The organism is Streptomyces sp. HD, from assembly GCF_028369295.1.
Lineage (GTDB): Bacteria > Actinomycetota > Actinomycetes > Streptomycetales > Streptomycetaceae > Streptomyces.
In genome coordinates this window covers 77,080-96,268 of sequence record NZ_JAQMYP010000041.1, presented here as the reverse complement: position 1 = coordinate 96,268, position 19,189 = coordinate 77,080, and the positions used below count along the sequence as shown (strand labels likewise).

Below are 19,189 nucleotides of genomic sequence, written 5' to 3'. Positions count from 1 at the left end.
CGCCCCCCCGCCCCCCCCCCCCCCCCCCCCCCCCCCCCCCCCCCCCCCCCCGGTCCGGTCGTTACCGGTGTGCCGCGCGGCGGCGGCGTACGAGCAGGACGGCGCCCGTGCCGATGCCGACGGCCGCTGCCGCCGCGCCCGCGACGGGCAGGGTGGAGCCGGAGCCGGTGCTCGCCAGGTCGCCGGAGGCAGTGGTCGAACTTGTGGAACCGGTGGTCGAGTCGCCGCTCGTGGAGGTCCCGCCGGTCGCGGAACCGCCGCCGGAGGAGTCACCGGTGGAGCCGGAACCGCCCGTGCTGCCCGCGCCGCCGGTGGAGGCGGAGCCGGAGCCTCCGGTGGAGCCCGTCGAGCCGCTGCCGCCGGTCGAGCCGCTGCCGGTGGCGTCGAGCGTGATAGCGGCCTTGTCGTTGGCCTTGTCCTTGTCGAACGGCCGGGCCCGGTCGTCGAGCGCCACCGATCCCTTGGCGCCCGGCACCGCCTTGTCGATCTTCAGCTTGAAGGTGTACGTCTCCCCGTCACCCTCGTTGACCCAGTTCTGGCTGACGCCGCACTCGTAGCTTCCGGAGGCGACCTTGTCGCAGTAGCCGTTGCCCTTGGTCACCGACGTCCCGGCCGGCATCTTGACCAGGACGTGGAGCAGCGGGACACCCACCCCTCCGGTGCTGCGTACCCAGGCGGGGCCGGCGTTGGTGAACTTCAGCTTCAGGTCCACGGTGTCTCCGACGCGGCCCTTCAACCGCGCGCCCGTCACCTGGAGGTCGGCGGTGTTCGCGGCGGTCACCTTCACGTCCTTCGCGTCCCAGCCCTCGTGCTCGGCGGAGCCGGGGGCGGCGGGGGTGGCGTCGGGCCGCTCGACCAGCTTCATCGCGGGGCCGGTGCCCTGGACGGGCTCCGAGGAGGCCTCGTCCCCCGGGGCGTCGTTCTGGGAGTTCACCACGACGCGCACGCTGTCGTACAGCGCGCTGTCGAGCGCGTCGACCGACATCGCCTTCTCGGGCGCGTAGACGACGCCGGGCTTCACGGTCTGGTCGAACTCGCAGACCGCCTTGGTGCTGACCGGGATCTCGTCGAATCCCCAGATCTTCCAGGCAAGGCAGTTGGAGGGCAGTTCGGTGTGGTTGAGCCCGTGGCTGACGGTGTAGGACAGCCACACCTTGTCGAGGGCCTCGGTGCCCGTGTTGGTGAAGGTCGCGGGCACCTCGAAGGAGCTGCCGGGCTTCACCCCCTCGAAGGGGGCCATCTCGCCCAGCACCAGTCCGGGGGCGGTGTCCTCGGCGACGGCGGGCGCGGCACCCAGCGAGATCAGGGCGACCGCGCCGATCGCGCCGGCGGTCCGTCGGAACAGGCGGTGGCCGGGAGCGGTGTGGGGCATGAGGTCCTCTGGTGAAGCGACGGTGACGGATGGATGAGCTGTGGGGGAACACGAGTTCCCGTACAGCAGACGTCCGCCGCGGCCCAAGGGTTGTACGGGACGGCGATTTTCCGAGTGGCCGTCAGTTCCGCCGTGTGGGGCCCGTCATGGGGAGAGTCCGGCCTGGGCGCAGGCGGGCCGGAGCTTGACGGTGCAGATCTGGTCGATCGTGTACACGCCGTGGTCGACGAGTGTCCGCCTGATGTCGCCGACCGTCACCGTTCGCGGAGTGAGCAGTACGGCCGGGATGTCCTCGGTGGTGGCACTGTCCACCGTCGTCGTGGCCGTGTCCCGGACGTCCTCGCCGCGCCCCAGGGCGACGGCCATGTTGGCGGCTGCGGCGGCCTCCTCCGTGAATGGCTTGTACACCGTCATGTACTGCTCGCCCTTGACGATGCGCTGTACGGCGTCGAGGTCGGCGTCCTGGCCGGTGACGGGGGGAAGCTCGCGGACACCGGCCGACTTCAGAGCGGAGATGGCTCCCTCGGCGATGGAGTCGTTGGCCGCCAGGACGCCTCCGATCCGGTCCGAGCCCAGGGCCGCGATCGCGGCGGACATGTTGGCGTGGGCGTTGTCGCTGCTCCAGGCCGCGGTGTCGTAGGACCTGGCGATCTTCAGCTTGCCCGTGATGACGGACAGCGCGCCCCTGCGGAACCACGCCGCGTTGGCGCTGGTCGGGTCGCCGTTCATCATCACGACGTTCCCGGTGCCCCCCATGGCCCTCAGCAGTGCCTCGCCCTGGAGTCTGCCGATCTGTGCGCCGTCGAAGCTGACAAAGCCCGAGATCGGTCCTTCGGCCAGCCGGTCATAAACGACGACCGAGGCACCCGCCTGGCGTGCCTCCTGGATGGAGGAGCGCATCGCCTTGCTGTCGGTGGGGTTGAGAATCAGGACGCCGACCCCCTTGGTGATCATGGAGATCATCTGCTGCCGTTGCCTCACCACATCGCCGTCGGCGTTGGCGTACCGCACGGTGCAGCGAGGGCACAGCTCCTTCAGCCGCCGCTCTATCAGCGGTTTGTCCCACTTCTCCCAGCGGGGGGTCACCCGGTTCGGGAAGAGCAGGCCGATGGTGAAGCTGTCCGTGCTCGCCTCGTCATCTCCCCCGCAGGCGGCCAGGGTCAGCGTCAGGAGTCCGGCGACGACGGCCGCGGCGACCTGCCGTGTGCGGGTACGGGTGCGGTTCCTCATGGCAGGCCCCCTCGTTGCGTTCGAGACTCCGGGGCCGCGGCGGCCGGCTCGGGTGGGGGCACGCGGATCTCGCTCCACACCTGCTTGCCGCCGGCCACCGGGACCGAGCCGAAGGAGTCCGACATCGCCTCGACCAGCAGCAGGCCCCGGCCGCCGGTCGACTCCCAGTCGACGATCACCGGTTTGGCGGGGGCCCGCGGCGAGGCGTCGCTCACGCTGACGCGCACCAGGTCCCCGCGCAGGATCAGGTCGAGGCGGACGGGGCCCTGGGTGTGCACCAGGGCGTTGGTGACGAGTTCGGAGACGACGAGCAGCACACCGTCGGCTGCTTCCTCGACCTTCCATCCGCGCAGGGTGCGCGCGGTGAAGCGGCGGGCGTGCATGACGGCGTCGGGCAGCCGCCACACCACCCAGCCGGCCCGGATCGGCCGGGCCGTCATGCCGTCGTAGCGCAGCAGCAACAGCGCGACGTCGTCCTCGCGGCGGCCCTCGTCGCCGAGCAGCGCGTCGGCCATCCGCCCGGTGTCGGCCGGGTCGGCCGCGGCGAGCGCGAGGCGGGTCCGGTCCATGCCCTCGTCCAGGGGCAGGTCGGCGGCCTCGACGAGGCCGTCGGTGACGAGGGCGAGCACCGTGCCGGGGGTCAGCGCCACGGCGGTCATGGGGAACTCCGCCTCGGCGAGCACGCCCAGCGGGAGTCCTCCTTCGACCTCCACCTCCTCTGTGGAGCCGTCGGGGTGGCGGACCAGCGGGGAGAGGTGTCCGGCCCGGACGAAGAGGGCGTTGCCCTCCTCCATGTCCAGTTCGACATAGCAGCAGGTGGCGAAGAGGTCGGTCTCCATGCCGACGAGCAGCCGGTTGGCGTGCGAGACGACGACGTCGGGCGGGTGGCCCTCCACGGCGTACGCCCTGACGGCGGTCCGCATCTGGCCCATGATCGTCGCGGCTCCGGCGCTGTGTCCCTGTACGTCTCCGATAACCAGGGCCACCCGGTCCTCGGAGATGACGATGACGTCGTACCAGTCGCCGCCGACCTGGAGTCCGCGCCGTGCGGGCAGATAACGGGCGACGGCCTTCCCGCCGGGCAGTTCGGGCAGGCGGCGGGGCAGCAGGCTGCGCTGGAGCATCGTCGCGAGTTCCTGCTCGGCGTCGTAGGCGTGCGCTCGCTCCAGCGCCTGCCCGATCAGGGCCGCGGTCGCGGTCAGCACGGACCGCTCCTCGGTGGCGAACTCGTGCGGCTGGTCCCAGCCGACCAGGCACACGCCGACGATCCCGCCCTTGGCGGGCAGCGGCAGGACGGCGAGGCCGCCGGCGCCGATGCCCGCGAGGCCCGGTTCGAGGGGGGTACCGGCGGGCCACAGATCCATCCGGCCGTCACGCAGGGCCAATTGGAGGGTGGGCAGGGCGCGCACCGAGGCGTCGGGCCACTCCGAGCGCCACTCGGAGCTCCAGGCCTGCGGCCAGGCGGCGGGGGTCGGAGGGTCCAGCACGATGACCACCAGCCGGTCCTCGCGCAGTTCGGCGAGTGCCACGCGGTCGGCGGCCAGCGGTTCGCGCAGTGCGGTCACGACCACTTGGCCGACGTCCTCGACGGTCGTGGCGTCGTCGAGCGCGGCGGTCAGCCACTGGATCCGGGAGACGTCGTCGGCGCTGCGGCGCTGCACCGAGGTCGCCGTCACCACGCCCAGCAGTCGCTGCGGCCGGTCGTCGGAGCGCGCCGCCACCCGGCATCTCAGGGTCAGCCAGCGCACCTCGCCGGTGGGGTGGCGAACCCGGAACTCCAGCTCCCGGCGGGCGAACGCGGGGATGGACGGCTCCAGGACCGACATCAGCGCGTGCATGTCCTCCGGGAGGGCGTTGGCGAGCAGGGTGTCCGCCTTGCCGTCGAAGTCGTCAGGCGTGATGCCGACCAGTTCGAGCAGCATGTCGTCCGCGTCGATCACGCCGGTGTCCGGCTCCAGGACGAAGGAGCCGACGCGCAGCGCGCGCAGCGCGGGGCCGAGCAGCGGGGGTGACGGGGGCCGGTCGGGTCCGGCCCGCAGGAGGGCGGCGACGGCGTCGGCGTACCGCTCCAGAAAGCGCTGCTGCTCGGTCTCGAATCCGTCGCCGGAGGCCCCCACGACCACGAGACAGCCCAGCCGTCGGCCCTCCGCGCCGAGCGGCAGCGCGCCGAGTGACAGCTGTGCCGCCGCCGGTGCCGTGCCGCCCTCGTAAGCGGCGAGGGCCGCGGGGTTCAGCCACAGCGGCCGACCCGTGCGGTAGGCCTGCGCCGCGGGCGAGCCGCCGGGCAGGGGCAGGCGCTCCGGCAGGGCGTACGGGGTGACGGCGTGTCCGGGCCGGGAAAGGGCGGCTCCGGGCCCGGACGCGGGGTGTCCGCGCTTGGACTTGGAGAGACCTGATGGGGACGCGGAGAGTCCGGGCCGGGACGCGGGAAGTCCGGCCGTCTCCAGCAACCGGAGTTCCTGCTCGCCGGCGCCGGGCACGTAGACAGCCGCCAGCGTCGCTCCGGCGAACGCCAGGGCCCGCTCCCCCGGGGCGACGGCCTCGCGCGCCGGAGGCGGTGAACCGGTGCCCGCAGCCCCGGCCTCCGATGCCCGTAGCTGCGAGACGCCGGCCCGGGCACGGCCGTCATGAGGCATGTCCGCACCTTCCTCCTGCCCCAGGCCACAGGTGCCGACAGACTGAGATGGGGGCGCTCAGCTACCAGCGTCTCATATGCGGGCAAAGCAGACAGATCCTTTGAGGCCCGCCTTCGATCGACACTCGACCGGAGGTCGATCGAAGGTCGAGCAGACGCCCATCGAACTCGGATCCGGGCGCGTTCGCAGTTCATCGCGGCCGGTGCCACACTTACGGCATAGCCGCTTTGCCCGCATTTCTTGCAGTATTTTCCGCCCTCTTCACCCCGCGCGGTGGAGGAAAGGGAGGTCCCGCACATGAAGGCCTGCGCACGGGGGGCGGTCGTAGCTGTGACCGCGGCCGTCGCGGCCGTCGCGCTCGCGGCCTGCGGGGACAGCGGCGGAAGCGACTCCGGCGGGGGCGACCATCCGCGGATCGGTGTGCTGCTGCCGGACTCCACCACGGCCCGCTGGGAGACGAACGACAGGCCGATGCTCAACCGGCAGATCAAGGAACTGTGCGCGGACTGCGAGGTCGAGCACGCCAACGCCAAGAACGACGTCGCCATTCAGCAGGCCCAGATGGAGTCGATGATCGCCGACGGGGTCGACGCGATCCTGCTGGTGGCCGTCGACTCCAAGGCACTGCGCCCCACGGTCACGAAGGCCGACCAGGCGGGCATCCCCGTCATCGCCTACGACCGCCTCGCCGAGGGCCCCATCTCGGGCTACGCCTCCTTCGACGGCGAGGAGGTCGGCAGACTCCAGGGCAAGGCGCTGCTCAGGGCCATGAGCGACGGGGCGATGGGCGACCGGATCGTCATGATGAACGGCGATCCCAGCGACCCCAACGCGGTGTCGTTCAAGAAGGGCGCCCTGTCCGAGCTGGAGGGCAAGGTCGAGATCTCCAAGGCGTACGACACCCGGCAGTGGAGGACGGAGGTCGCCAACATGAACATGTCCGGCGCCATCTCCGCCCTGGGCGCCGGCAACATCGACGGGGTCTATGCCGCCAACGACGGCCTCGCGGCGGGCAGCATCTCGGCGCTCAAGGCCAACAAGGTCGACCCGCTGCCCCCCGTCACCGGGCAGGACGCCGAGCTCGGGGCGCTGCGGCGCATCCTCGCCGGCGAGCAGTACATGACCGTCTACAAGCCCTTCGAGCCCGAGGCGTCCGCCGGTGCCGCGCTGGCGGTGGCCGCGGCCCGGGGCGAGAGCCTCGACCGGGTCGCCCCGGACCGGGTGCGGACCAGCACGGGCGGCACCGTTCCGGCGGTCCTGCTCACCCCGATCACCATCACCGTGGACACCATCGACGACACCGTCGTGAAGGACGGCGTGTACACGATCCAGCAGATCTGCACCCCCCAACTCGACGCCGCCTGTGCCAGGGCCGGACTCACCTGACCGGCCGGTTCGGGGCGCCGGACCGGCCGTGGGAAGGAGATGGTCTTCGTGCCGAGTCCCCCCTTGCTGACGCTGCGCGGCGTGTGCAAGCGCTTCGGGGCCGTCCAGGTCCTCGCCGACATCGAGCTGGAGATCCGCGCGGGGCAGGTCGTGGCGCTGCTGGGTGACAACGGGGCCGGCAAGTCCACCCTGGTCAAGGTGATCTCCGGAGTAACCCCGGCGGACAAGGGCGTCATCGAGTGGGAGGGCCGGCCGGTCCAGATCAGGCGCCCGCACGACGCCCGGGACCTCGGCATCGCCACCGTCTACCAGGACCTCGCGCTGTGCGGGAACCTCGACGTCGTCGGCAATCTGTTCCTCGGCCAGGAGGTCCGCCGGTACGGGTTCCTCGACGAGGTCGAGATGGAGCGCCGCACCAGTCATCTGCTGGAGCGGCTGACCCGGGGGGTGCCCGATCTGCGGGCCCCGGTCGTCTCGCTGTCCAGCGGTCAGCGGCAGACGGTCGCCATCGCCCGCTCGCTCCTCGGCGAACCGCGGGTCCTCCTCCTGGACGAACCGACGGCGGCGCTGGGGTTCGAGCAGACAAGCGAGGTCCTGGACCTGGTGGACCGGCTGCGCGACCGGGGTCTCGGGGTGCTGCTCATCAGTCACAACATGGGCGATGTCAAGGCGCTCGCGGACCGGGCCGCGGTGCTGCGGCTGGGCCGCAACAACGGCTTCTTCGATGTGAACACCGCGTCCCAGGAGCAGATCATCGCCTCCATCACCGGCGCCACGGAGAACGTGCCCCGCCGGATGGCCCATCGGGAGGCAGGGTGGTGAAAGGGATGCGCAGCAGCGCGGACAGCACACGGACCGCACCCGCCGCGCCCACCGCCGGGGCCCGCCGGACGTCCCGCGGAACGGCCCTCGCCCGGGTCATGGAGAGCGGCATCGCCGTCCTGCGGCGCAAGCTGAGCGCCGGCGAACTGGGCTCGCTCCCGGTCGTCCTGGTCCTCGCCGCCGTCTGGATCACCTTTCAGTCCCTCAACAGCAGCTTCCTGTCGCCCCGGAACCTGTCCAATCTCAGCGTGGACATCGTCGGTACGGGCCTCATCGCGGTCGGCATCGTCTTCGTCCTGCTGATCGGCGAACTGGACCTGTCGGTCGGCTCGATCAGCGGGCTCGCCGCCGCCGTCTTCGCCGTACTGAACGTGAACAACGGCGTGCCGGAATGGCTGGCCCTCATCGCGGCGGTGCTCGCCGGTACCGTCGCGGGAACCGTCCAGGGCTACTCCGTCGCCAAGACCCGGGTGCCCGCCTTCGTCGTCACCCTCGCGGGGCTGCTGACCTTCAACGGCGTCATGCTGTACATCCTCGGCACCAGCGGCACCGTCAACCTCGACGAGAACGGGCTCGTCGCCAAGCTGACCAGCCACTACTTCAGCAACGACGCGGCCGCCTACGGCCTGGCGGCGGTCGGCACCGGCCTGGTCCTCCTCGGGTCCCAGCAGGACAGGCGGCGGCGCCGGATGATGGGCATGCCGCACCGCTCGCTGCGGGGAATCATGGTGCGTACGGGGATCCTCGCGGCGGTCGCGTTCACCGCCGCCTATCTGCTGAACCGGTTCCAGGGGCTGCCGCTCGCCCTGCTGATCTTCCTCGTGGTAGTGGCCGGTCTCGACGTCTTGCTGCGCCGCACGCACTACGGACGGCAGGTCTACGCGCTCGGCGGCAGTATCGAGGCGGCCCGTCGCGCCAGCCTCAATGTGACGGGCGTGCAGACCGCGGTGCTCGCCGTCTCCGGCACCATGGCCGCGATCGGCGGTCTGTTCCTGGCCTCGCGCATCACCTCGGTCAGTCAGGGCTCGGGCTCCGGCCTGCTGCTCCTCAACGCCATCGCGGCGGCCGTCATCGGCGGCACCAGCCTGTTCGGCGGACGCGGCACGACCTGGTCCGCGGTGCTGGGCATGCTGGTCATCCAGTCGATCGCCTCGGGCATGGTGATCACGGACACCCCCACCGCCGTCCAGTTCATGATCACGGGCGGGGTGCTGTTCGCCGCCGTGGTCATCGACGCGCTGGCGCGGCGCTCGCAGGAGGCACACGGGAGGGCGTGAGTGACCGTCGGACGGGAGGGCATGTCCCGCACGCCCCCGCATCGTCGCCGGTCCCGCCGCCGGAGGCCCGTCACGACACCGTCAGCCAGTGCGGCCGTCTCGGCCCGTGCGGGTGTCGTCAGCCGGTCGCGGCCGGGCCCAGCGGCAGCGCCGCGAACGTATGCCGCTCCCAGAGGCGCCGCGAGGCCTCCTCCGGATACGCGGCGACCGTGGGCTCGGCGTCGAAGAGGCGGACGAGACGGCTCGCGGTGCCGTAGGCGGGCCAGCCGGGGTCGCCGGTGCGGGCGAACGCGGTCCAGGCGGAGCGGAAGCGGGCCGAGAGGGCCTCGGCCTCCGGTGTGGGCTCGGGCCCGATCAGCATGGCGCCGAGCCCGTCGTACACGCCGAAGGTGAGGGGCACGTCGAGGGCGTGGCAGGCGCCGAGGACGCCGCCGTTGGCCGGGGCGGGCCAGGTCAGCTCGTACAGGTGCGCCCGGCCGCCACCGGCCACCTGCGCCTCCGCCAGCTGCAGCGAGGGCATACGGAAGAGCCAGTCGGACTGCACGAGTTCGAACAGGTGCTCCGCCGAGGCGTCGGGGAACGCCGCACGATAGGCGTTCTCGGCGTCCGGCACCGGTCCGAACAGGCCCAGCGTCGTCGACGCCAGCCGCTCGTCCACCTGGCCGAGCAGTCCACCGAGCATCATGAAGAGACGGAACTCGTCCCGGTTGTGCCCGACGATCAGCTCGACGTCGCGGGCGGCGCCGTTCGCGAGGGCCTCCCACGGCGTCGCGGTGAGCACCTCGCCGTCGACGACCGGGGAGTACGGGGTCGGGGTGAGGGCGACGGGCCCCCACCGGTGGACGTACTCCCGCATCCGGGCGCTCAGCGCGGCGCTCGCCTCGGTCAGCTTGCGCGGGTCCAGGCCGGACAGGTCGGCGACCGTCGGACGCATCCCGAGCTCACCGGCCAGGGCCTCGGCGATGTCCGCGGCGAGGGCGTCCGAGAAGAAGGTGCCGGGCACGCTCTGCGCGATCGCGCGGTGGAACAGACCCCGGGCGCTCGGCATGGCCATCAGTGCGGCGACGGAGCCGGCGCCGGCCGACTCGCCGAAGACGGTGACCTGGCCGGGGTCGCCGCCGAAGGCGGTGATGTTCTCACGCACCCACTCCAGTGCGGCGATCTGGTCGAGCAGGCCGCGGTTGGCGGGGGCGCCCTCGATCCGCAGGAACCCCTCGACGCCGACGCGGTAGTTCAGGGTGACGACGACCAGATCGCCTTCACCTGCGAGGCGGCCGGCGTCGTAGCCGGGGTTGTCGGCGGAGCCGAACTTGTAGGCGCCGCCGTACAGCCACACCATCACCGGGCGTCGGGCCGCCGGATCCGCCTCGGGCGTCCAGACGTTGACGGTCAGCCAGTCGTCGCCGCCCGGGCCGGAGTCGGCTGGAGCGCCCTCGGGGCCGAACGGCTCCTGCGGGGGCGGAGGGCCGAACGCTGACGCCTCCCGGACGCCGTCCCAGCGCTCGGGCGGCCGCGGAGCCGTGAAGCGCGCCCCGCCCACCGGGGGCTGCGCGTACGGGATGCCGCGAAAGACCGTGAGAGCGCCCTCGCGGCGCCCGCGGACCGTACCGGCCGCGGTACCGGCCTCCGGGAACTGGGCACTGTTCATCGACGACTCCTTGGGAGACTCACGGGCTCACGGGCTCACGGGCTCACTGTGAAACCTAGTTCACCCGACGAACATACCGCGTCCCCGGGCGACAGTCCCGTCCCCGTCACGCACGGGCCCCTTCAGTCGCCGCAGCAACCGACTTCGGCCGCCGCACCGTGACCCGTGTCGAGCCGGCAGAAGCACGACGCCTCGACCGGTACGTCCGCCAGCGCGACGGCGAGCCGCAGCTGCTGGGCCACCATCTGCGCCTCCTCGATCCGGCCCAGGCGCATCAGGCACTCGTGCAGTCCGTGCAGGGACCAGACGTTGCCGGGGTGCTGCAAGGCGCGCGGGAGGGTGCCGTCGAGGCCGAGGTCGGCCCGGTAGACCGCCTCGGCCTGCTCGACCCGTCCCTGTTCGAGGAGGAGGGCGCCGTAGGCGTGCCGGGTGGGCTGCATCCAGCCCCACGGTTCGTCGTAGGGGAGGTTGTCGTCCAGCTCGATGGAGCGTTCCAGGGCGGCGAAGGCTGCCTCGTGGTCACCCTTGCGGTACTCCAGCTCGCCGTCGAGCATCGCCGAGGCGATCGCGAGGATGTCGGCGCATGTGTTGTTGAACAGCATGCGCGTCTCGGGAACGCGGGCGACCGCCTCGCGGAAGAGCCGGCGTTCCGCCTCCGCCTCCGGGACCCGGTGGGTGGAGGAGAGGGCGACGCCACGGGCGTAGTGGATCATCGCGGTAGTCACGCAGTACAGCTCGGGGTCGGCGGGCAGCGGCAGGTCCAGGATGTCCTCCCAGCGGCCGAACCTGATCAGGGCGTGGACCCGCATGGCGAGGAAGCCCTCCAGCCAGTCGGCCATGGGCGGGCTCGGCACGCGCAGCAGGTCCTCCGGGATGGACGCCTCCAGCTGCGCCGCGGTGTCGAGGGCGACCCGGGACTGGCCGAGGAACATCGCCCCGTAGATCTTGAAGTGGTAGTTGTGCGAGCGGTACAGGGTGTAGAAGTTCATCGCCCCGGCCCTGCGGTGGTACTTCTCGTCCGCCTCGATCGCCCGGGTGTTGTCCGAGACCACCCGCCGGTAGTCGCCGCAGAGCACTTCCAGGTGCGAGGGCATGTGGTGCAGATGCCCGGCGTCCGGGACCAGTCCGCGCAGCCGGTCGGCGACGGGCAGCGCCAGCTCGGGGGTGGGGGACATCTCCATCAGGTGGATGTACAGGTGCACGACGCCCGGGTGGTCGCGTCCCGCGTCGGTGGCGAGGGCTCGGTCGAGGACGGCCTTGGCCGCCGTCGTGCGGGCGCCCTCGGCCGGTTCGCCGGTCCTGAGGTCCCACAACTGCCAGGGTGTGAGGTTCATCAGGGCGTCGGCGTACAGGGTGGCGATGTCGGGGTCGTCGGGGGCGAGTTCGTAGACCGCGCGCATGCTGTCGGCGTACGGCGCGTTCCAGACCGAGCAGTCCTCCACGGCCTTCGCCTGCGGGTAGCGGGCGCGCAGGGCGGCGATCAGCGCCTGTTCGACCGCAGTGGCGTCGACGGCCTTCTCGTGCGCCAGTTCCACGGCGGCGTGGGTGCGGTCGACGGTGTGCACGAGTTCCTGGTCGTCGAAGAACTCCCAGGGCTTGTTGTAGTTCGGGCCGAGCGCGTAGGCGATGCCCCAGTGGGCCATGGCACAGTCGGGGTCCGCCGCGGCGGCGGCCTCGAAGCAGGCGACGGCCTCCTCGTGGTGGAAGGCGTACGTCCAGGTCAGTCCCCGGTCGAACCAGAGCTGGGCCTGGGCGGAGGGCGTGGTCACGGCGCGGGTGTGGGTGCCGAGGTCGTAGTACTCCATGGGCTGTCTCCTGCCTGTGGTACGCCGGCCGGCCTGGTTCCGAGTCTTCCCGAGAGCACCCGCCCTGCCGACTCCTGTGCCGGGTCCCGGTGCCGACTGGCCGGAAAGCTCCGGGCCGGTGAGACCGCCGCGGGTCGGTGGTGTGCGGGGCCCGCATCGACAACGGGGCGGGCGGGCGCGCGGTTTCGGGTTTCGGGCGATGCCGGGGGTGCGGGAGCGGGTCGGCGGGGTGCGGGACTCGTCCCGCGCCTGCTCGCGCATCAGGGGTACACGACGGCTGCTCGCACACCTCTGGTCAAGCCGCCCAGGTGCGGGCAAGGTGCGTGGTGGCGCATTCTTGCTGTGTCGCACGCGTGATGGCGTACGGACGAGGTAGGGCCGATGACTGGGAGCGCCGAGGGCGCAGAGCGGACGCCCGGCAGGCTGGCGGCGTTGCTGATCGATGCCTCGGCTGAGGCGATCAGCGCGGCCGGTGGCCACGCGGGAGGGGTCTATCTGCGCTCCGGCACGCCCGGACTGCTCCGTCTGGCCGTGCTGGAGGGGTTGCCGGGGCCGCTGTTCCGGCCGTGGTGGCGGCTGCATGTGGACCGGCCGTTTCCGGTCGCGGACGCCTATCGGCTGGGCGTCGAGGTGGTGCTGCCGAACGCGACGGAGACGATGCGGCGCTATCCGCAGTTCGCCGCCGGTCTGCCGTTCCAGTTCGGGTCCCTGCATGTCCCCGTCGCGGGCGGGTCGACCGTGTTCGGTGTGCTGACCGTGCTGCGGCCCTCGGCGTCGGATGCCACCGAGCTGCTGTCCGAGCGTGAACGGCTGGCGCGGCTGGCCGAGGAGCTGGGCGTGGCGTTGGAGAAGCTGGAGGACGAGGACCCGTCGGCGGTGTCCTGGGAGGGCGGGCCGCGGTGCGTCCGCCCGCCGCCCGGCCGACCGCCCGCCGGGCGTCTTGGACGGTTCTCCTGGGATCCGGTGACGGGCGCCGTGACGGCGGACGAGCGGCTGAACCCCGTCCTGGGCCGGACCGCCGGGGAACCCGCCGGCACGGTGGAGGCGTTCGCGCAGGCCATCGCCCCGGGCGACGCCGAACGGATCCTGACGGCGCTGCGGGAGGCGGCCGGGGGCCGCTCACCTGCGCTGCCGCTGTACGCGCGCGCCGCGGACGGTGCGCTGCGGCTGGTCGAGGTCTGGGGGCCGTACGACGACCCGGGCCGGCCGGGAGCCGCCGCTGTGCGCGGTGTCGTCCTCGATCCGGGGCCGGGCACGGTGGCGGACGCGGCGGCCGACCTGCTGCCGGAGGGTGTGTTCTGCCTGGACCGGCTCGGCACGGTCGTCTACGCGAATCCGCCGGCCGCGGCGCTGCTGCGCCGGCCGCGCACCGAGTTGCTGGGCCGGCCGCTGTGGGAGGGCGTGCCCTGGCTGAACCAGCCCTCCGTCGAGGACCATCTGCGCGGGGCGCTGCTGTCTCCGGACCCGGTGCACTTCCATGTCCGAAGGCCTTCCGCCCATGGCCGTGAGCCCGCCGCCGCCAGGCCGTACGCGGGCGACTGGCTCGCCCTGTCCGTCTACCCCGGTCCGGACCTGCTGACCTGCACGCTCCGGCCGGGACACCGGATGGCCGACGGCCCGTCCGGCGGGCCCGACGCGCTGGCCGCGCCGGAGACGGCCGGAAGGCCGTCGCTCGCTCCGCTGTACCGCCCGATCGTCCTCGCCATCGCGCTGACGGAGGCGGTCACGGCGCGGCAGGTGTCCGCCGTGGTGATGCGGGAGCTGCTGCCCGCGTTCGGCGGCCGCCGACTGGCGATCTACCTGCTGCAGGAGCGGCATCTGTTCCTGGCCTGGGAGTCGGGCTTCCCCAAGGGGTTCCTCGCTCCGTTCGACGGTGTGGGGCTGGACGAGCGGCTGCCCGGAGTGGAGACGCTGACCAGCGGGCGCCCGCTGTTCTTCGACTCGATGCAGCAGCTCGCCGACGCCTATCCGGGCATCGCGCTGGACGCCACGGAGGGCGCCCGCGCCTTTCTGCCGCTGATCGCCTCCGGGCGCTCGGTCGGCTCCTGCATCCTAGGCTTCGACCGGCCGCGCAGCTTCAGCTCCGAGGAGCGTGCGGTGCTGACCGCGCTGGCCGGGCTGATCGCGCACGCCATGGAGAAGGCGCAGCGCTACGAGAGCGAGGCCGCGCTGGCCCGCGGGCTGCAGCAGGCGCTGCTCCCCCGGCGGCTGTCGGAGCACCCGCTGGTGGAGACCGCGGGACGCTATCTGCCGGGGACCCAGGGCATGGAGGTGGGCGGGGACTGGTACGACGTGGTCGCCGCCGGGGACGGGATCGCGCTGGTGATCGGCGATGTGCAGGGTCACGGGGTGCAGGCCGCGGCGACCATGGGCCAGCTGCGCAGCGCGGTGCGCGCCTTCGCCGTCGGGGACCGGCCGCCCGACGAGGTGATGAGCGGCACCAACCGGCTGCTCATCGACCTCGACCCCGGGCTGTTCGCGAGCTGCTGCTACATCCGGCTGGATCCGGTCACCGGCGTCGCGCGGGCGGCCGTGGCGGGACATCCGCCGCCGCTGCTGCGCCGCCCGGACGGCCGTACGCAGGTCGTCGACCTGCCCGGCGGCGTCGTGCTCGGCGTGGATCCGCGGGCCGAGTACCCGGTGGCGGAGCTGCGGATGGAGCCGGGGGCCGTGCTGGCGCTGTACACGGACGGGCTGGTCGAGCGGCCCGGCGTCGACATCGACGACGGCATCAGCGCACTGCGGGTGGCGCTGGCCAGGGCCGGTGCCCCGCCCTCCCCCGCGGGCGGCGCGCTGGCGGGCGTGGCCGACAAGCTCACCGCGAAGGCCCGGCACACGGCGGACCGCCCCGACGACATCGCCCTGCTGCTCGCCACGCGGCGTGCCGCTCCGCTGCCCGGTAAATGACGGCGCGCGGGCTGCGCGCAAGCCGTGCTCCGGCGGCACCCGCGTCGTCGTAACCCTGTTGCGGGCACGGGAGTTGCCCGGATTCTGTGGATCACTCCCGTGATCGACCCGCATGAGTGGGGGCGGGTCGTGTCACGGTCCGTGACGTCTCTCGCCTCCTGGGGCGCGGCAGTGTAGACATGGGCACATGGTCCGACTATTGGGTCGATCCGGGGCCCGGTCGGCCCGACTTCCCAGCGGTCAGCGCGCACGGCGTACGCCCGACCGCGCCCTCCGCGTGCCCGCACGCGGAGCGCCGCCCGACGCGCCCGCCGACGAGACGGGCGAGGGCCGGTTCTCCGCGCTGCGGTCCGCCGTGAGCGGGCGCAGTGTCGCCGGGCAGGTGTTCCTGCTGCAGGTGGTGATCGTGCTGCTGCTGGTCGTCGCGGCGGTGGTGGCGCTGGTGCTGCAGGTGCGGTACGACACCACGCAGGAGGCCCGCCATCGTTCGGTGGCCGTGGCCGAGGCGTTCGCCAACGCGCCGGGCACTCGGGAGGCGCTGGACAGCCCCGACCCCACGGCCGTGCTGCAGCCTCGGGCCGAGGCGGCGCGCGAGGCGACCGACGTGGACTTCATCGTCGTCATGAACACCGACGGCATCCGCTACACCCACCCCAAGCCGGACCGCATCGGGAAGAAGTTCGTCGGGACCATCGAACCCGCGCTGGGCGGGAAGGTCGTGGTCGAGGAGCTCACGGGCACCATCGGCCCGCTGGTGCAGGCGGTGGTGCCCATCAAGGCGCCCGACGGGAAGGTCGTCGGGCTGGTGTCGGCCGGCGTGACGAAGGCGACCGTCGGCGGCACCGCGGACCGGCAGCTGCCGCTCGTGCTGATCACCGCGGCCGTGGCGCTCGCCCTGTCCACGGGGGGCACCGCCCTGGTCAGCAGACGGCTGATGCGGCAGACGCACGGCCTGGGCCCGCACGAGATGACCCGCATGTACGAGCACCACGACGCCGTCCTGCACGCCGTCCGGGAGGGCGTGATCATCGTCGGCGACGAGCGGCGGCTGCTGCTCGCCAACGACGAGGCACAGCGCCTGCTCGACCTGCCCGCGGACGCCGAGGGGCGCCGGGTGGCCGAGCTCGGGCTCGCGCCCGACACCGCCGAGCTGCTGGACTCCGGACGGATGGCCACGGACGAGGTGCACCTGGTCAAGGACCGGCTGCTGGCGGTCAACCAGCGCCCAACCTACCTCCGGGGCCGCCCGTCCGGCAGCGTCGCCACCCTCCGCGACTCGACGGAGCTGCGCGCCCTGTCAGGCCGGGCGGAGGCGGCCCGCGAGCGGCTGAACATGCTGTACGACGCCGGGGTGGGCATCGGCACCAGCCTGGACGTCACCCGTACCGCCGAGGAACTCGCGGAGCTGGCGGTGCCCCGGTTCGCGGACTTCGCGACCGTCGACCTGTTCGAGCCCGTGCTGGGCGGCGGGCAGCCGGAGGCGGTGACCGGGCTGCGGCGCACGGCGTGCAGCGGGGTTCGCGAGGACGCCCCGCTCTACCCGGTGGGCGAGCAGATCCGGTTCGTCGACTCCTCGCCGCAGGCCCGTGCGCTGCACGGCGGGCGGGCCGTGATCGAGCCGCGGCTGGAGCAGGCGCCGGGCTGGCGGGCCCAGGATCTGGAGCGGTCGGCGCAGGTCGTGGAGTTCGGCATCCATTCGCTGATCGCGGTGCCGCTGAGGGCGGGGTCCCTGGTGCTGGGCGTGGTCAGTTTCTGGCGCTCGCAGAAGGCCGTGCCGTTCGACGCCGAGGAGGTCGAGCTCGCCGAGGAGCTGGTCGCCCGGGCCGCGGTGTCCATCGACAACGCCCGCCGGTACACCCGCGAGCACAGCATGGCGGTGACCCTGCAGCGCAGTCTGCTGCCGCGCAGCCTGCCCGAGCAGAACGCCCTGGACATCGCCTACCGGTATCTGCCGGCACAGGCCGGGGTGGGCGGCGACTGGTTCGACGTGCTGCCGCTGTCGGGCTCGCGGGTCGCGCTCGTCGTGGGCGACGTCGTCGGGCACGGCCTGCACGCGGCGGCGACCATGGGCCGGCTGCGTACGGCGGTGCACAACTTCTCCGCCCTGGATCTGCCGCCGGACGAACTCCTGGCGCTCCTCGACGAGCTGGTCGCCCGCATCGACCAGGACGAGGCGCAGGAGAGCGACAGCGCCCCGGTGACCGGCGCGACCTGTCTGTACGCGATCTACGACCCGGTGTCGCGGCGGTGCACCGTCGCCCGCGCCGGGCATCCGCCGCCGGCCCTGATCCGGGCGGACGGCGCCGTCGAGTTCCCCGACGTGCCCGCCGGCCCCCCGCTGGGCCTGGGCGGGCTGCCGTTCGAGACGGCCGAGCTGGAGCTGGCGGAGGACAGTCGGCTCGTGCTCTACACGGACGGGCTCGTGGAGGATCGCGACCACGACATCGACCAGGGCCTGGAGCTGCTGCGCGACGCGCTGGCCGGGGCGGGCCGCTCGCCGGAGGAGACCTGCCAGGCCGTCCTGGAGGCCCGGCTGCCGGCCAAGCCCAGCGACGACATAGCACTGCTCGTGGCGCGTACGCGGGCGCTCGGGTCCGACCAGGTCGCCGAGTGGCAGGTGCCGCCCGACCCGGCGGCCGTCGCCCAGGTGCGCTCCGCCGTGACCGGGACGCTGGAGGCGTGGGGGCTGGAGGAGCTGTCCTTCACCACCGAGCTGATCCTGAGCGAGCTGGTCACCAACGCGATCCGGTACGGCGGTGACCCGATCGGCGTCCGCATGCTGCGTGACCGCACCCTGATCTGCGAGGTCTTCGACAGCAGCAGTACATCGCCGCACCTGCGGTACGCGGCCATGACGGACGAGGGCGGCCGCGGCCTGTTCCTGGTCGCGCAGCTGACCGAGCGGTGGGGCACGCGGTATCTGCCGGCGGGCAAGGTGATCTGGGCGGAGCAGCCGCTGCCGTAGCGGCGCCCGGTGGTACGGCGTCTGTTTGCAGGGCGCCCGTTTGTACATAGGTACGAACCTTTGACGTGACCGGTGCACATCACATCCCGCTTCTGATAGGAAACCTTCCTATCAGTGACGTACGGCCAACTCCCCACCCCCCACCACCCTTTGGAGCCGCCGTGAAGCACCCCACGCACACGTCGCGCCGCACACTCCTCGCCCTGATCGGCGCGTCCCTGGCATCCGCCCCGCTCCTGAACTCCCCGCGTGCGGCCGCGCTCTGCGCCGCCGCGGGCCTCGACGACCCGGCGAAGAAGGAGATCGCCATGAAGCTGGTGTCGAGCGCGGAGAACTCCTCGCTCGACTGGAAGGCGCAGTACAAGTACATCGAGGACATCGGCGACGGCCGCGGCTACACCGCCGGGATCATCGGCTTCTGCTCCGGCACGGGCGACATGCTCGACCTGGTCGAGCTGTACGCCGACCGCCGTCCGGGCAACGCCCTCGCCCCGTACCTGCCGGCGCTGCGCCGCGTGAACGGCACCGACTCGCACGACGGGCTCGACCCGGACTACCCCGGCGACTGGGCGCGGGCCGCGCAGGACCAGGCGTTCCGACAGGCGCAGAACGACGAACGCGACCGGGTGTACTTCAACCCGGCCGTGCGCCAGGGCAAGGCCGACGGCCTGCGGGTGCTCGGCCAGTTCGCGTACTACGACGCCATCGTCATGCACGGCGACGGCACCGACCCGACCAGCTTCCGCAACATCCGCAGGCGCGCCCTCGACCGGGCCCGGCCGCCGGCCCAGGGCGGCGACGAGGTCGCGTACCTCAATGCCTTCCTGGACGCGCGGGTGTGGGCCATGAAGCAGGAGGAGGCGCACAGCGACACCAGCCGCGTCGACACGGCCCAGCGGGTGTTCCTGCGCAACGGCAATCTCGACCTCGACACACCGCTGAACTGGAAGGTGTACGGGGACAGTTACCACATCGGCTGACCGGAGCACCTGGGTTGCCGTACCGCCCGCGCGGTGCGGCAACCCAGGTGCGTCGATCGAGGCCGCGGACACCCCATAGAATTGGTTTATGAGCTCATAGGTCGGACCCGCGTACCGACTTAGGCTTGCCTTAGTTTAGGCTTCCCGTTCGAGACGATCTA

Annotated in this window: 11 protein-coding genes; 6 read left to right on the top strand and 5 right to left on the bottom strand. The window is 72.4% G+C overall.

Translation table 11 applies throughout. The features are described 5' to 3' along the window. Nucleotides 1-61: 61 nt before the first annotated feature. The 3 genes from POF73_RS32700 to POF73_RS32690 all read right to left on the bottom strand — a co-directional run bounded on the left by POF73_RS32700 (nt 62) and on the right by POF73_RS32690 (nt 5,238). A complete protein-coding gene (locus POF73_RS32700; RefSeq protein ID WP_272122650.1) occupies nt 62-1,372 on the bottom strand; it encodes a hypothetical protein in 1,311 nt (436 codons plus the stop codon). A gap of 144 nt (nt 1,373-1,516) precedes the next feature. Beyond that, nucleotides 1,517-2,602: a sugar ABC transporter substrate-binding protein gene (locus tag POF73_RS32695; protein WP_272122649.1), complete on the bottom strand. Its 1,086-nt coding sequence runs from the start codon at nt 2,600-2,602 to the stop codon at nt 1,517-1,519. Continuing rightward, nucleotides 2,599-5,238 (bottom strand): SpoIIE family protein phosphatase, encoded by a 2,640-nt coding sequence (locus POF73_RS32690; RefSeq protein WP_272122648.1) that lies wholly within the window; start codon nt 5,236-5,238, stop codon nt 2,599-2,601. Before POF73_RS32690 ends, POF73_RS32695 begins: the two co-directional genes overlap by 4 nt. Nucleotides 5,239-5,535: 297 nt before the next feature. Between POF73_RS32690 and POF73_RS32685 the strand changes: the two genes are divergently transcribed. The 3 genes from POF73_RS32685 to POF73_RS32675 are packed head-to-tail and all read left to right on the top strand — an operon-like array spanning nt 5,536 to nt 8,723. Further along, entirely contained in the window at nt 5,536-6,624 is a 1,089-nt protein-coding gene (locus POF73_RS32685) for a substrate-binding domain-containing protein (RefSeq protein ID WP_272122647.1), read from the top strand. 39 nt (nt 6,625-6,663) lie between these two features. Continuing rightward, nucleotides 6,664-7,446 (top strand): ATP-binding cassette domain-containing protein, encoded by a 783-nt coding sequence (locus POF73_RS32680; RefSeq protein ID WP_272122646.1) that lies wholly within the window; start codon nt 6,664-6,666, stop codon nt 7,444-7,446. Nucleotides 7,447-7,451: 5 nt separating this feature from the next. Beyond that, nucleotides 7,452-8,723, top strand: coding sequence for a sugar ABC transporter permease (locus POF73_RS32675; RefSeq protein ID WP_272122645.1), 1,272 nt, complete (start codon nt 7,452-7,454; stop codon nt 8,721-8,723). Between the two features lie 118 nt (nt 8,724-8,841). Here the strand turns inward: POF73_RS32675 and POF73_RS32670 are convergent, their stop codons facing one another. After that, entirely contained in the window at nt 8,842-10,371 is a 1,530-nt protein-coding gene (locus POF73_RS32670; RefSeq protein WP_272122644.1) for a carboxylesterase/lipase family protein, read from the bottom strand. Nucleotides 10,372-10,493: 122 nt separating this feature from the next. Further along, a complete protein-coding gene (locus POF73_RS32665) occupies nt 10,494-12,176 on the bottom strand; it encodes a hypothetical protein (RefSeq protein WP_272122643.1) in 1,683 nt (560 codons plus the stop codon). A gap of 381 nt (nt 12,177-12,557) precedes the next feature. On the opposite strand from POF73_RS32665, the gene POF73_RS32660 reads away from it, so the two are divergent. From POF73_RS32660 to POF73_RS32650, 3 genes are all read left to right on the top strand, one after another. After that, nucleotides 12,558-15,083 carry a SpoIIE family protein phosphatase gene (locus POF73_RS32660; protein WP_272122642.1) on the top strand — a complete coding sequence of 842 codons (2,526 nt, stop codon included), beginning with the start codon at nt 12,558-12,560 and terminating at the stop codon, nt 15,081-15,083. Nucleotides 15,084-15,270: 187 nt separating this feature from the next. Beyond that, the gene (locus POF73_RS32655) at nt 15,271-18,048 is read left to right on the top strand and encodes a SpoIIE family protein phosphatase (protein ID WP_272122641.1); all 2,778 of its coding nucleotides are present in this window, start codon (nt 15,271-15,273) and stop codon (nt 18,046-18,048) included. 161 nt (nt 18,049-18,209) lie between these two features. Beyond that, nucleotides 18,210-19,028 carry a chitosanase gene (locus POF73_RS32650; RefSeq protein ID WP_272122640.1) on the top strand — a complete coding sequence of 273 codons (819 nt, stop codon included), beginning with the start codon at nt 18,210-18,212 and terminating at the stop codon, nt 19,026-19,028. The last annotated feature ends 161 nt before the right edge of the window (nt 19,029-19,189 follow it).

What these genes read in the sequence shown, in the direction of transcription:
- POF73_RS32700 (WP_272122650.1), bottom strand. Translation starts at nt 1,372, where the DNA reads ATGCCCCACACCGCTCCCGGCCACCGCCTGTTCCGACGGACCGCCGGC.
- POF73_RS32695 (WP_272122649.1), bottom strand. Translation starts at nt 2,602, where the DNA reads ATGAGGAACCGCACCCGTACCCGCACACGGCAGGTCGCCGCGGCCGTC.
- POF73_RS32690 (WP_272122648.1), bottom strand. Translation starts at nt 5,238, where the DNA reads ATGCCTCATGACGGCCGTGCCCGGGCCGGCGTCTCGCAGCTACGGGCA.
- POF73_RS32685 (WP_272122647.1), top strand. Translation starts at nt 5,536, where the DNA reads ATGAAGGCCTGCGCACGGGGGGCGGTCGTAGCTGTGACCGCGGCCGTC.
- POF73_RS32680 (WP_272122646.1), top strand. Translation starts at nt 6,664, where the DNA reads ATGGTCTTCGTGCCGAGTCCCCCCTTGCTGACGCTGCGCGGCGTGTGC.
- POF73_RS32675 (WP_272122645.1), top strand. Translation starts at nt 7,452, where the DNA reads ATGCGCAGCAGCGCGGACAGCACACGGACCGCACCCGCCGCGCCCACC.
- POF73_RS32670 (WP_272122644.1), bottom strand. Translation starts at nt 10,371, where the DNA reads ATGAACAGTGCCCAGTTCCCGGAGGCCGGTACCGCGGCCGGTACGGTC.
- POF73_RS32665 (WP_272122643.1), bottom strand. Translation starts at nt 12,176, where the DNA reads ATGGAGTACTACGACCTCGGCACCCACACCCGCGCCGTGACCACGCCC.
- POF73_RS32660 (WP_272122642.1), top strand. Translation starts at nt 12,558, where the DNA reads ATGACTGGGAGCGCCGAGGGCGCAGAGCGGACGCCCGGCAGGCTGGCG.
- POF73_RS32655 (WP_272122641.1), top strand. Translation starts at nt 15,271, where the DNA reads ATGGTCCGACTATTGGGTCGATCCGGGGCCCGGTCGGCCCGACTTCCC.